Consider the following 13,660-nt stretch of genomic DNA (forward strand, 5'->3'; position numbering starts at 1 on the left):
AATGAAAATAATTCTGAAACCAAGTTCTAATGTAAAGATAGCAAGCTATCCTTGCTTGCTATCTTTACTTGTTCTTTTTATTGCGCTGATAATGTTTATTTTTCTTAGGTCCATTTACTGCTAAATAAACCTGCATTATTTTTATTATGTCTTGCAGGTCTACCAATACCAGAAATTTATCTAACTCTTGTTATCTTCTGGTAGAACCAAACTCCATACAATAATGATAATCATTTTCATTTAATAAGTCAAATTGATGTTGCCCTTATTTTAATCAATCAAGGATATCTACAAATTGCGCCGTCAATATTTGCCCCAGATCATTCGGATTTAGACCAATATCTAATCCTCTTTTTCCACCACTCACATAAATTTTGCCAAGTTCTTGTGCGGAAGCATCTATCACAGTTTTCAAACGTTTCTTTTGTCCTAATGGACTAATCCCACCCACTAAGTACCCTGTTAAACGTTCTGCATCTTTTGGATTTGCCATTTGTAGTTTTTTACACCCAACCGCCGTAGCAACCTTTTTTAAATTGAGTTGATGATTAACAGGTATAATTGCGACAAAATAATTTTTTTCATCAGTTACCAGTAGCGTTTTAAAAACTTCATTTACATCAAGATTTAATTTTTCGGCAGCTTCTAAACCGAAACTTTTAGCATTTGCATCATGCTCATATTCATGAATAGAAAATTCGATTTTATTACTTTTTAACAGTCTACATGCAGGTGTCATAGGATTTTAGATTTTAATGAAATGGTATTGATTATATTTATTTTAGAGAAAAGTTTAAAATTTGCTTAGGCTATTTACATCATTTACATGAAAAATCAAACAGACACTGAACAAAAAACAATCTGAACTTGATATTGGGTGGATGACTCCAATATATTTAATTGAGATTTAAAGTCTGAACTGGCAAATTTATGAGTTATAAACACAATAATCTGATGGCAATGCGTCACCGTTTTTGGGATGAATCTTCAGATCATGTATTAAATGAAAAGCAATTTTTACAGCAGACCTTAATCGAACAAGGCATTTTTAATAATGCCACTTTTGAGGATGTTAAGTATTTTTTCTATACACTACCGAGCATCATTATTGTAAAGGCCCATGCACTTGGTTTTATGCATGATTCTGTCAAGCAAATGGTTATTCAACATATTCAAGCTAATCGTATCCACTTAATGCAAAAAGCTGAATTAAAAATTCAGTTTAAAATGTAAGTTAATTATTAATATTTAATGGCTTTTTAATCTAGTTCCTCTTTCTGGAGAGATTGTATTTTAATTTTCATTATATTGCTTAGGCTATTTTAGAAAATTAAGATATAAAAATGATACTTTCAACTCACCATTCAGTCTGAGGGAACTATTTTAATACGTTCAAAACATGTAATATTCGTTACAATTTTAGATCACCAGCGTTTGGCTGCATGATGCGCATAGGATTCTATTTTCATGTCAAATCAGAACGATAAGCTTAAGAGTTTAAAAACTTCTTCCATGGATCGACGCTTATCAATCGCGAAAGCTTCTTTACTGGCAGGAACACGTTGGGCTACTGCAAGCGCCTCTACCCTCTTTTCTAGTGAAGAAGAAAAAGAGAAGAAGCGTAAAAAGGCAATGAGCGAACAAGCTAATTATCTTGTTTCTGAAATTGGCAAACTTAAAGGTTCTATTGTTAAGATTGGCCAAATGATGGCTCTTTATGGTGAACATTTTTTACCAGAAGAAATTACTCAGGCGTTAAATACCTTAAACAACCAAACGGTTGCTTTAGACTGGCCTGCGATTAAGCCACATTTACAAGAACAACTTGGTTCTAAGTTAAACGATTTAACCATTGATCATGAACCTATCGGTACAGCGTCTCTTGCACAAGTTCATCGCGCAATCCGCAAATCAGATGGATTAGAGTTAGTTTTAAAAATTCAATACCCTGGTGTAGCGAGTGCAATTGACTCAGACATGAGTCTATTTAAAAACATGCTTAAGCTTACACGTATGGTTCCTCAGACACGTGAGTTTGATCAGTGGTTTGATGAAGTACGTGAAATGATGCATCGTGAAGTCAATTATGATGTAGAAGCAGCAACAACTCGCCGCTTTGGTGAGCGCTTAAAAGATGATGAACGCTATATTGTCCCTACAATTGTAGATGACTACTGCACAGATCAAGTCCTGTGCATGACATTCGAACGCGGTGTACCTATTAATAGTCCTGTTATGCTTTCTCTTCCGCAAGAACGTCGTAATCAACTTGGTGAAGCATCATTAGAGATTGCAGTTCGTGAGATTTTTGAATGGGGTGAAATGCAAACTGACCCTAACTTTGGTAACTACCTAGTTCGTTTAGGTAATGGTCAAGATGTTCAAGATAAAATCGTACTATTAGATTTTGGTGCGATCCGTCAGTTCGATGAACACTTACTCTCAGTTGCACGTAATCTCATACAAGCGGGTTATCAGCATGATAAACATGCAATGGTCCAAGCAATGACTGGATATGAGTTTTTCGATGCGATGCCTGAAAGTATTAAACCGGGCATGGCAGATGTCTTTTTACTTGCGACCGAAGCATTCAGCACCCCTGCAAATAATCCAGATATGCCAGCCGGCCTGATGGATGAACATGAACGTTATGACTGGAAAAAAAGCCAGTTACATAGTCGTGTTATGCAGCAGGCAAGTAAATCAATGGCATCCCGATATTTCTCTGTTCCTCCAAAAGAATTTATGTTTATTAGCCGTAAGTTTATTGGTGCATATACATTCATGACTGTTATTGATGCCAAAACAAATGTACGTCGTATGATTCGTAACTTTGCATAATTTGATCAAGACTAGAATGGCTCAATGTCATTCTAGTCAATGCAAACAAAATTATTATTTTTAAGATCTAATTTTTATTTATAAAATCAAAAACATAAAATCAAGTCTATTTTATTTTTACCATTTATCTACTCTTTTTTTGAATGTCAGTAACGACATAGTTTTTTCTTATACTGCGTGTCAGCATAAAACAATAACAATGTGTTAGGACACCATAATCATGACAAATATGATCAATAAAGCCCAAGGGTTGGGTTTATCGCTGATCACAAAATTGGCTGGAAGCGATGTACTTGATCAACTCAAACTACGTAAATTTCTTGAAAAGTCTCTTTATCAAGGTTCAAAAGCTGGCTTTAGAGCACTAAGCCAAACTCAAAAAGCATTTAAACCTAAACAAATTCCACAACAACGCCTACCTCAGCAAAAGAAAAACCTATTTGATTTAAGCCTAACTGAAGAACAACAAATGACTTCTGAAGCAATGTCTCAATTTGCTAAAGAAATTTTACTAGCATTAGCTCATGATGCCGATCAAGCAGCACAATTCCCAGAAAGTCTTTGGCAATATATTGAAGATTTAGGGCTAAATTATTACGCCCTACCAGAAGCACTAGGTGGCGTTGCTGCTGAACAAAATATTGTAAGCAACTTACTCATCGCTGAAAAACTAGCTGAAGGTGATTTTAGTCTTACAGCGGGATTACTCAGTACCTTTAGCGTTATTAATGCAATCACACGTTGGGGATCTGTCGAGGTGCAGTCAATGTATCTGCCATGTTTTGATGAAGATTCAGACATTACAGCAACCTTTGCAGTACAAGAAGCAACTCCAGCATTCAACCCTTATGTTTTAAAAACAAAAGCTTCTCTTGAAAATGATCAATTTTACATTGATGGTGAAAAAACCTTAGTCATTTTAGGTGATTTGGCTGATGTGTTATTGGTGAGTGCTGACTTTAATGGCAAGCCAGATGTATTTGTAGTGCAAGTGGGTGACACTATTTCTATTAAGAACACTCCGGCAATGGGCCTCAAAGCAACAGAGACAGCTACTTTAAAATTTAGCCACGCACCTGCTCTACGACTAGGCACAACAGATTTTGATTACACAGCCTTTGTAGATTTGGGCAACTTGATGTGGTGTGCAATGGCTGTAGGTACATGTGAAGCTGTAAAAGCCTATTGTATTAAATATGCCAATGAGCGAACTGCTTTCGGAGAACCAATTTCACATCGTCAAAGTGTCGCATTCATGATTGCAGACATGGCAATTGAGATTGATGCTATGCGTATGCTGATTTTAAATGCAGCAAGTCTTGCTGAAGCAGGTAAATCTTTCCATCGTGAAGCATATTTAGCTCGTCTTCTTTGCGCAGAAAAATCCATGAAAATAGGAACAGATGGCGTACAAATTTTGGGTGGTCATGGCTTCACAAAAGAACACCCAGTTGAACGTTGGTACCGTGATTTACGTGCGACCGCAATTTTACATTCTGGCTTACATGCTTAAGATCAATCAGAGGACATTTTCATGAATTTACAAAATCCAAAAAAATTCAAAATGATGATTGATCAAGCACATGATGTTGCGATCAATGTATTACGCCCTATTTCCCGTAAATACGATAAAGCAGAACATGCTTATCCCAAAGAGCTTGATATGCTTGCTTCACTCATCGACGGTATGAACGAAGGTGGCGAAGGAATTAATGCAGGTGCGGCTGGTGCAAGCAAACGAGGTGAAACAGATGATGAAGGTGTCCGTAACGGCACCAACATGTCGACAGCACTAGGTATCATTGAAATGTGTTATGGCGATACTGGGCTATTACTCAGTATGCCACGCCAAGGTTTAGGAAATTCTGCCATCGCAGCAGTTGCAAATGATGAGCAATTAGAACGTTTTAAAGGTACTTGGGCTGCAATGGCGATTACTGAACCCGGCTGTGGTTCAGACTCTGCTGCTATCCGTACTACAGCAACTAAAGATGGTAATGACTACATTTTAAATGGTGAAAAGATTTTCGTAACCTCTGGTGAACGTGCAGACTCTGTGGTTGTCTGGGCTACCCTCGACCGAAAACTTGGACGTGCTGCCATCAAATCATTTGTAGTGCCTAAAGGCACGCCTGGAATGAAGGTGGAGCGCCTTGAACATAAATTGGGAATTAAAGCTTCTGATACGGCAGTTATTAGTTTTACTGACTGCCGTGTGCCAGCCGAAAATCTTTTAGGTAATGCCGAAGTGGACGTTGCTAAAGGTTTCGCAGGTGTAATGGAAACTTTTGATAATACACGCCCGTTAGTCGCTGCTATGGCCATTGGCTGTGCTAAAGCTTCATTAGAACGTATTAAAGAAATTTTTAAAGATCAGTTGGACCCAAATTACTCAACGCCATATTTGCAAACATCCAATCTTGCGGCACAAATTTACCGTATGGAGGCCGAATGGGAAGCAGCACGGTTACTCATGTTGAAAGCAACATGGATGGCTGACAACAAGAAACCAAACTCAAAAGAAGCTTCCATCGCCAAGGCAAAAGCAGGCCGTGTAGGTAATGAAATTACTTTGAAGTGTGTCGAGTTAGCAGCAAGTGTTGGCTATAACGAAGATGAATTACTTGAGAAATGGGCACGTGATTCAAAAATTCTTGATATTTTTGAAGGAACTCAACAAATTCAGCAGCTTATTATTGCTCGACGTGAGCTTGGTAAATCGTCAAGCGAATTAAAATAAGAGCGTTGCAAGTAAGTTAAAACTTCCTTACTGCTTAGTACTACTCTATCTACAAAATAAAAACCCTCTAATCATATGATTAGAGGGTTAGGTATTTCAGGTATATATTTTTTATTTATTTAACTGGCGTAACTTCTAATGACTTATCAACTACACCGAATTTTTTAAAGATTTTTGCACGACGTTTTGGTGAAATATTTGCTTTATTTAAATCACCTTTGTAGTGATCAAATACACGCTTGTCCATCATTTTAAACCACAGTGAAGGAATTAATGCTGGTAGCAACATACTTGCATAACCACTTGGTAACTCAGGTGCTTCATCAAAATGACGCAGTGCTTGGAATGGACGAGTCGGATAAGCATGGTGATCTGAATGGCGCTGTAACTGATATAAGAACAAGTTTGTCACTACGTTGTTATTATTCCAGCTGTGCTCTGGCATTGTGCGTTCATACTGACCATTTTCTTTTTTCTGGCGCAATAAACCATAATGCTCGATATAGTTAATAATTTCAAATAAGCTAATACCGTAAAACGCTTGCGTCGCTAAATACGGAATCGTACCTTTACCAAAAAGTCCAATCATCGAACTATGAAAAGCAGCAGTCATACCCCAGCCTTGCAGTAATTCATTATCGAGTGACCAGAACTCTTTACCTTTACGTTTTAATCGGTTTTTCTCAATTTCAATTGCTGACTTGAAAGAACCAATAACTGTACGCGGCCAGAATTCATAGAATGTTTCACCCATCCGTGAAGATGCAGGGTCTTCAGGCGTTGCCGCACGCTTATGATGGCCATATGGATGCTCAATACGGAAATGGTTGTAACCTGTAGGCACCAAAGCAAGATGAGATAAAATATGGTCAATACGATCATGTTTATGGCTTAGTTCATGAGCAGTATTAATCGCAATACCATTGATTGCACCCATTGAAATACCAAGTAAAATTTTATCTATAAAAGAAGTAGTTTTACGGCTTGTTAAATAACATGCATAAACGTTTGCTGCATATTGTAATGGGATAAAGCTCTTCACCAAACGTGAATAATACGGATCTTTTTCTAGAAGTTTAATTTCTTCATCAGTTGGATTACGTGCATCTTTACCAATAATCGTATCAATTGCAGGAATCACAACATGTAATAAAAGTGGACCACCTAAAGCAAATACTTTCTTTAATGGGCGTGGACCAAAATGGTAACCAGCTAAAATACCTAAACCAATTACAGGTAAAGCCGGACTAATCATCCATAAATAGCGCTTACGATCTATCTCACGCATAGACGCTGGCACTGGCATAAGTTCTTGCTGAACATTTACTGGTGCATTCATAGTCATATTTCCTTTTTCTATATATCTATATAGTTAAAGAAATACCATTTGCTTAACAGTTGTAACCGTCCAAAAAACCTATTTCAAAGTCTTTGGCATTTTCTTCCACTTTTTTGTCCTAAAAACACATGTTGATCTATTCTTACAGCTCACTATAATTTTATTAAAATAATGATTGATCGCGTAAACATGGATGCACTAAGTAAATTTTTTGATGATATCCACTTAAATAAGTCAGAATATATCTATATCAAAGCACAAAATGAATGGGCTTTTAAAACACAAGATCAATCTGCTTTACTTGCTTATATCGTTTTAACCGGTTCTGTATATATTCAAATAAATGCTTCAGAAAAAATAACAGCTAAGGCTGGAGATATTATTTTAATTCCCTCTGGAAAAGCTCACCATGCTACAGACTCAAAAGCGACTGCAAGTAAACTTGTAGATCCTGTCGATATTACTCCGTTATTTAACGGACATCGACAAGACCCGATTGAGCTCGGTTCAGCAACATCTGAAAATACATTACTGCTCTGTTTACGCTGTCAAGTTGATACGCATATGGCAGGACCACTTATTAATGCATTACCACCTATCATGCATATTCAACGAGAGAATCAAACCACTCCTCCTGAATGGTTGCAAATAGGACTGTATTTTTTAGCAGTCGAAACACAAAAAATTCAACCTGGGCATGACAAGATTATCGATCATTTAGTGAGCATTCTTTTAATTGAATGTATTCGTGATCATATTCAACAAATGTCAGATCAGCAAAACTGGTTAGGTGCCTTAACTCACCCTGAGCTGAGTAATGCTCTATCAGCAATTCATAGTCAACCTGAAGCAAGCTGGACTGTTGAATCATTAGCTGAACAATGTTGCATGTCACGATCTAAGTTTGCCAACCTTTTTAATAGCATTATTGGTGAACCTCCTCTTACATATTTACAGCATTATCGCTTTCGTTTAGCGAGCCAATATCTGCGTACAAGCAATTTATCAATTCAACAAATTTCAAATAAAGTCGGTTATTCTTCAGAAACAGCCTTTAGTCAGGCATTTAAAAGAGTATTTGATTTATCGCCTAAACAATATAGACAAAACTATGTTGGGAGCAGTCTAGATCAGTAATAAAAAAAGCGCCGAAGCGCTTTTTTTATTACATAAATTTTATTTGATTTTAGCGTGTGACTTTAAGTATTCGCTGTAATCTTCAAGTATTTGCTGCCCACGAGACTGGCGATAAAGCTGCTGTAATTGCTTTAACTGGTCGGCTGGCATAGCATTTACCGCAGCTGAATTTACATTAGATACAGCAACAACGACTAACTCATTTGGTAAGTTCGCTGTTGTAACAGACCACATACCAGGTTTTGGCGTAGGAACACTAAATGCTGCACGCTCAATTGCACGTTTCAAACCTTGTGAACGAGTAAATACACCTGCAGATTCAAAAGGTACCTTATTTTTTGCAACAACCTGTTCAGCTGGCTGAGTTTTGAATTCAGTCAACATTGTTGCAATTTTTGCTTGAGCCGCTTTACGTGCTTTTTCATCGATTACTTTAGCTTTCGCTTCATTCATCGCTTGAGCAATTGGTTTAACGCCAGCTGCATGATAGTCACGTACTTTAATCCAGACAGTATCGCCATTCGCTAATTGAATATTTGATGAAGCATTACGATCACCATTTTTCACATCATCGTTAAACAATTTAATTTTTACGTTTGGATCACTTAATTGCGGATTTTGAGTAGCTAAAGTTACACCATTTAAAGATTCAATTTTTGTACCTTTGACTTGCTGTACAACTGCATCTAAAGAATCATTACCAACAATCGTTTCATTCAAACTATTAACGGTATCTGAATAAACAGTAGCAACTTTATTCTTTTCAACTTCTGCAGTTAAGCGTGCCTTCTCAGCATCAAATGAAGGAATTTGAGTCGCTGGGGTTTCTGCTTCAATAATGTGGTAACCATATTGTGTTTTTACTGGCTGTGAAACTTGACCATTTTTCAAACTTAAAACAGTTTTATCAAATGCATCAGAGAAAATACCAGGTGCATATGCCTCAACTAAGCCGCCTTTCGCTTTCGAAGTTGGATCTTCTGAAAACTGGGCTGCTGCTTGAGCAAATGAAAGACCACCTTGGATTTTTGCGTATACATCTTTAGCAAGCTTTTGGGCTGCTGCATCATCACGACCATCAGTCGTAATAAGAATATGTTTAACAACACGTTTAGCATCTTTTTGCTGAGTTTCTACAAACTTCGAATAGGCTTGCTTAAGTTCAGCATCTGTTGCTGGTACAGGCTTAGCCATTAAAGATGGAGATAAAACAACATAATCCACATCAACTGAAGCAGGCTGTTTAAACTCATTCTGATGTTTGTTGTAATAGTCAGTAGCTTCTTGATTCGATGCAGTTAAGCCAGTTTTATAACTGTCTAACTTGATACTAGCCAAATGTAATGTACGTTGTTCTGTTTGCAAATTAGCAATTTGCATTAAATCAACTTTACTTACTAAAGAATAATCTGAAAAAGTTGAAGTCAACATTTTTAAAGCGTGATCTTGACGCAAGCTCGCAATTAAAGCTTGGCTTGTCATACCAATCGAACGCAAATAATTTTCATATAATTTTTGTGAAAACTGGCCATTTTCTTGCAAACTTGGCTGTTGAGCCAACATTTGCTCGATTTGAGCATCACTTAAAGAGATACCGAGTTTTTCAGCTTGCTGAATAAGTAAATTACGAGATACCAATATATCAAGTGCTTTCGCTTGAATTACCGGTAAATTAAGTAAACTTTCATCACCCTTTACAGCAGCTAAATATTGTTCTTTATACCTTTGCGTTAAAGTTTCAAGGTCTTTTTTTGATATGTCCTGTCCATTGACAGTTTTTGCGACATCTGCCTTGTTTCCCCTATTAAAATATCCATTAATACCTACAAGCGCTAAAGGGGTCAAAAACAAAATTAAAAGGACTTTGCCTAGCCAACCCTTAATGACTGTACGAAAAGATTCCATAAGTATTCCAATATTTTATTTCGAGGAGAATTTTAACTGAAAAACCACAATGAATGAATGAGCAATATTGGTCAATTCAGATTTTTAATAAAAAACGCGCCTATATTGGCGCGTTTAATCATCTTAAAAGATTAAGCAACTGAATCTTTAAGACCTTTACCAGCTTTAAAGCTAGGTACTTTTGTTGCTTTAATTTGAAGCTCTTCACCAGTTTTAGGGTTACGGCCAGTACGTGCAGCACGTTCTTTAACACTGAAAGTACCGAAACCAACTAAAGTTACTGTGTCACCTTTTTTTAGTGCTTCAGTAATTGACGCAATTGTCGCATCGAGTGCCTTGCCTGCATCAGTCTTAGATACTCCCCCTTTTTCAGCAATTGCATCGATTAATTCTGATTTATTCATGAATAAAACATCCTCTTAATATCGTTTGTTTAAGGTCCAAGGCTATAGTTTAAAAGGCCATGACGCCTTTATAGCAATGCTTTGGGGGAAAACGCAATACTAGAGCAGAGCTTTTAGCAAAAATAAATGCTAAAAAACTGTTATATATTTGCTAAATCCCTACATTTTTTTACTTTTCATTCAATTTTGCCTTCAATTTTTGATTTTCTTCAATTAAAGCATCAACCTTTATATGCAGTTGAACCAGGAGTTGTTCTATGTGCTGTAAGTCCTTAGGAGTAACTAAGCCAATTCTATTTAAAGAATGATTCACACTGGTATCTAAGATTTTTTCAACTTTATCTTTGGTGTCAGAAACAGACTCTTTGGCTTTTTCGGTTACTTTACCAACAGTTGTATCTGCTAAATCACCTGTTTTGGACTCAAGCTCTTCACCTACTTTGACTAGCGAGTCAAATAGTTTATTGCCTTCTTCTTCAGCACGAGAAAAAGCACCTAGACCTGCTAACCAGATCTGTTTAGTATACTTTCTAAAATCTAATGCAGACTTCCTAGAACTTTTTGATTTTAATTTATTTTTTTCTCCTTGCTCTTCTACTTGTGTTTCTATATTTGCATTATCCATTGATCTAAGCTCCTGATCGGATGAGACAGACGAAGTCTTATTTAACCACAAAATATTCTTATAATATCAAAGTCAAGACTTGATACATTTATGAAACTGTTCTACAAAACAATCATGTCATGTAAATATATTTAACAGGACATTATGCTAAGTTTGAGATAGGATGTCTCATTCCCTCAATTAATCTCTAATATTTAAGGATAAACTTTTATGAGTGAAACGCAACAAAGACAAAAACATCCACGTCTGTTGCTGAATATTGTTCTAATTATTTTAGAAACTTTTTTCTCATTTATTCTCACCCACGATGGTGTTCTTCGCTTGCAAGCGAAAAAGTTTATCGCTAATAAAATCACAATCCGCATTAATAGCTATTTGCCATTTTTCGACTTCTATGTGCAATTTACTGAAAAAGGCTTGCTATTCGATATTCACTCATATGACCGTCGTATTGACTTAGAAATAAATAGTACACTTATTGATCTTATCAAGATTTTCGCTTTCTCAAATCAACGCAGTTTAAACAACATGCGAATTGATGGAGATTCAGAAACTAAAAAAGAACTCATCGATTTAATTTCACATCTCACATTACCTAAACTTCTAGCAGACTGGAAACAATGGTTCAACACGCCAGATGACGAAGCTGAGACACTTGCTTCACGCAAAAGAATTGCCCCATTACTTGAAAAAATCGATCAACAACGTTCAGAGATCAATTCATTAAATGTAGAAATTAAACAATATCAGAATCGAATTGCACGTTTACAGCAACGCCAACGCAATATTAACTTGTGCTTTGGTATAATTAGCCTAATATTTTTTGCTTATTTGATATATAATTTATGGGCAGCATAACTCATTTTTTTCTATCTTGATCCTACACTTGAATTAAAAATAAAAAAACTTGACTATTTTAGTCGGGATTCATAAAATCCTATTATCTAGTCTTAACATGTGTATCGAATCATGCGCCTTACAACTCGCGGTCGCTACGCAGTGACTGCTCTTCTTGATTTAGCTTTGCAGCCAACTGAACAAACGATCACGCTCGCCGAAATTGCCGCACGTCAATCTATTTCAGTTGCTTACTTAGAGCAGTTATTCGCTAAACTTAAGCGTCATGGGTTAGTTTCTAGTGTTCGCGGTGCAAATGGTGGTTACCATTTGGCTCGAAACGCTGATGAAATTACTGTGTTAGAAATCATTGAAGCCGTAAATGAAACCGTTGATGCAACGCGTTGCGACCATAAAGGTAACTGCCAAAATGGTGCAATGTGTCTGACTCACGATTTATGGCAAGAACTCTCTCATCATATTGCCGACTATTTAGCCAAAATCACTCTTGCCGACCTCATTAGCCGAGACAACGTTCAAACTGTTGCACTACGCCAAAATGTGACTGGCATAGATTCAGCTCTTTTATCGGGTACAGGTATTTGATATGAAACGTCCAATTTATCTTGATTACGCAGCAACCACTCCAGTAGATCCGCAAGTTGCAGAACGTATGATGGAGTGTTTAACTTTCGACGGTACCTTTGGTAATGCTGCATCTCGTTCCCACGCTTATGGCTGGCAAGCAGAAGAAAAAGTTGAATATGCACGTGAGCAAGTCGCAAATTTAATTAAAGCCGACCCACGTGAAATCGTTTGGACTTCTGGTGCAACCGAATCAGATAACCTTGCTCTTAAAGGTGTAGCTCAATTCTACGCATCTAAAGGCAAACATATCATTACAAGTAAAATTGAACACAAAGCTGTTCTAGATCCTTGTCGTGAATTAGAAGAACAAGGTTTTGAAATTACTTACCTAGAGCCACAGCCACAAACAGGTTTAATCACTCCTGAGATGGTGAAGGCTGCCCTTCGCCCAGATACTATTCTTGTTTCTCTTATGATGGTAAACAATGAAATTGGTACAGTTACAGATGTAGCGGCGATTGGTGAATTAACACGTGCCAATAAAACATTTTTCCATGTAGATGCAGCACAAGCAGCTGGTAAAGTTGATATCGACTTATCTACTATGAAAATTGACCTTATGAGTTTCTCTGCTCATAAAATTTATGGTCCAAAAGGTATTGGCGCATTATATGTACGTCGTAGCCCACGTGTTCGCTTAAAAGCACAAATTCATGGTGGTGGTCATGAGCGCGGTATGCGTTCTGGTACTTTGGCTACTCACCAAATCGTAGGTATGGGTGAGGCTTTTGAAATCGCAGGCAAAACCATGCATGCAGAACAAGAGCGTCTTCGTAAACTTCGTGACAAACTTTGGAACGGTTTACAAGATCTTGAACAAGTGTTCTTAAATGGTCATCCAACTCAAAACGTTGCAAACTATTTAAATGTCAGCTTTAACTTTGTTGAAGGTGAATCTTTAATGATGTCGCTTAAAGATGCTGCCGTATCAAGTGGTTCAGCTTGTACTTCTGCAACTTTAGAGCCTTCATATGTTCTTCGCGCATTAGGTTTATCTGATGAGCTTGCACACAGCTCAATTCGCTTTAGTTTTGGTAAATACACGACTGAAGAAGACATTGACCACGTGCTTACAATTACCAAAGCTGCTGTTGAGAAATTACGTGAACTTTCTCCGCTTTGGGATATGTACAAAGAAGGTATCGATCTTTCTACAGTTGAATGGGCAGAACACTAATTATTGA

At 37.0% G+C, this 13,660-nt stretch carries 13 protein-coding genes; 8 read left to right on the forward strand and 5 right to left on the reverse strand.

Features of this window, described 5'->3' with window-relative positions; all coding sequences use genetic code 11:
• Positions 1–274: 274 nt before the first annotated feature.
• A complete protein-coding gene (gene ybaK / locus ABFY81_RS02185) occupies positions 275–739 on the reverse strand; it encodes a Cys-tRNA(Pro) deacylase (protein WP_347912939.1) in 465 nt (154 codons plus the stop codon).
• A 191-nt stretch (positions 740–930) separates the two neighbouring features.
• On the opposite strand from ybaK, the gene ABFY81_RS02190 reads away from it, so the two are divergent.
• From ABFY81_RS02190 to ABFY81_RS02205, 4 genes are all read left to right on the forward strand, one after another.
• The gene (locus ABFY81_RS02190) at positions 931–1,233 is read left to right on the forward strand and encodes a hypothetical protein (protein WP_039251345.1); all 303 of its coding nucleotides are present in this window, start codon (positions 931–933) and stop codon (positions 1,231–1,233) included.
• 234 nt (positions 1,234–1,467) lie between these two features.
• Positions 1,468–2,841, forward strand: coding sequence for an AarF/ABC1/UbiB kinase family protein (locus ABFY81_RS02195; protein WP_077163992.1), 1,374 nt, complete (start codon positions 1,468–1,470; stop codon positions 2,839–2,841).
• A 229-nt stretch (positions 2,842–3,070) separates the two neighbouring features.
• On the forward strand, positions 3,071–4,354 hold the full coding sequence (locus ABFY81_RS02200; protein WP_347913408.1) for an acyl-CoA dehydrogenase family protein: 1,284 nt from the start codon (positions 3,071–3,073) through the stop codon (positions 4,352–4,354).
• 21 nt (positions 4,355–4,375) lie between these two features.
• A complete protein-coding gene (locus tag ABFY81_RS02205) occupies positions 4,376–5,581 on the forward strand; it encodes an acyl-CoA dehydrogenase family protein (protein WP_347912940.1) in 1,206 nt (401 codons plus the stop codon).
• 115 nt (positions 5,582–5,696) lie between these two features.
• On the opposite strand, the gene ABFY81_RS02210 is transcribed toward ABFY81_RS02205, so the two are convergent.
• Positions 5,697–6,920: an alkane 1-monooxygenase gene (locus tag ABFY81_RS02210; protein ID WP_019459032.1), complete on the reverse strand. Its 1,224-nt coding sequence runs from the start codon at positions 6,918–6,920 to the stop codon at positions 5,697–5,699.
• A 171-nt stretch (positions 6,921–7,091) separates the two neighbouring features.
• On the opposite strand from ABFY81_RS02210, the gene ABFY81_RS02215 reads away from it, so the two are divergent.
• Positions 7,092–8,057 (forward strand): AraC family transcriptional regulator, encoded by a 966-nt coding sequence (locus ABFY81_RS02215; protein WP_191011381.1) that lies wholly within the window; start codon positions 7,092–7,094, stop codon positions 8,055–8,057.
• A 39-nt stretch (positions 8,058–8,096) separates the two neighbouring features.
• On the opposite strand, the gene ABFY81_RS02220 is transcribed toward ABFY81_RS02215, so the two are convergent.
• The 3 genes from ABFY81_RS02220 to ABFY81_RS02230 all read right to left on the reverse strand — a co-directional run bounded on the left by ABFY81_RS02220 (position 8,097) and on the right by ABFY81_RS02230 (position 10,991).
• Positions 8,097–9,962 (reverse strand): SurA N-terminal domain-containing protein, encoded by a 1,866-nt coding sequence (locus ABFY81_RS02220; protein WP_347912941.1) that lies wholly within the window; start codon positions 9,960–9,962, stop codon positions 8,097–8,099.
• A 131-nt stretch (positions 9,963–10,093) separates the two neighbouring features.
• Entirely contained in the window at positions 10,094–10,366 is a 273-nt protein-coding gene (locus ABFY81_RS02225; RefSeq protein WP_001043034.1) for an HU family DNA-binding protein, read from the reverse strand.
• A gap of 169 nt (positions 10,367–10,535) precedes the next feature.
• Complete coding sequence (locus tag ABFY81_RS02230) at positions 10,536–10,991, reverse strand: phasin family protein (protein ID WP_004701909.1); 456 nt, start codon at positions 10,989–10,991, stop codon at positions 10,536–10,538.
• A 210-nt stretch (positions 10,992–11,201) separates the two neighbouring features.
• On the opposite strand from ABFY81_RS02230, the gene ABFY81_RS02235 reads away from it, so the two are divergent.
• From ABFY81_RS02235 to ABFY81_RS02245, 3 genes are all read left to right on the forward strand, one after another.
• Entirely contained in the window at positions 11,202–11,849 is a 648-nt protein-coding gene (locus ABFY81_RS02235) for a hypothetical protein (RefSeq protein WP_004701910.1), read from the forward strand.
• Between the two features lie 111 nt (positions 11,850–11,960).
• Entirely contained in the window at positions 11,961–12,434 is a 474-nt protein-coding gene (locus ABFY81_RS02240; RefSeq protein WP_004701912.1) for an Rrf2 family transcriptional regulator, read from the forward strand.
• A 1-nt stretch (position 12,435) separates the two neighbouring features.
• Complete coding sequence (locus tag ABFY81_RS02245) at positions 12,436–13,653, forward strand: IscS subfamily cysteine desulfurase (protein ID WP_004701914.1); 1,218 nt, start codon at positions 12,436–12,438, stop codon at positions 13,651–13,653.
• The last annotated feature ends 7 nt before the right edge of the window (positions 13,654–13,660 follow it).

Source organism: Acinetobacter sp. WA-87 (assembly GCF_039938935.1).
In the GTDB taxonomy this organism is placed as follows: Bacteria; Pseudomonadota; Gammaproteobacteria; order Pseudomonadales; family Moraxellaceae; genus Acinetobacter; species Acinetobacter seifertii.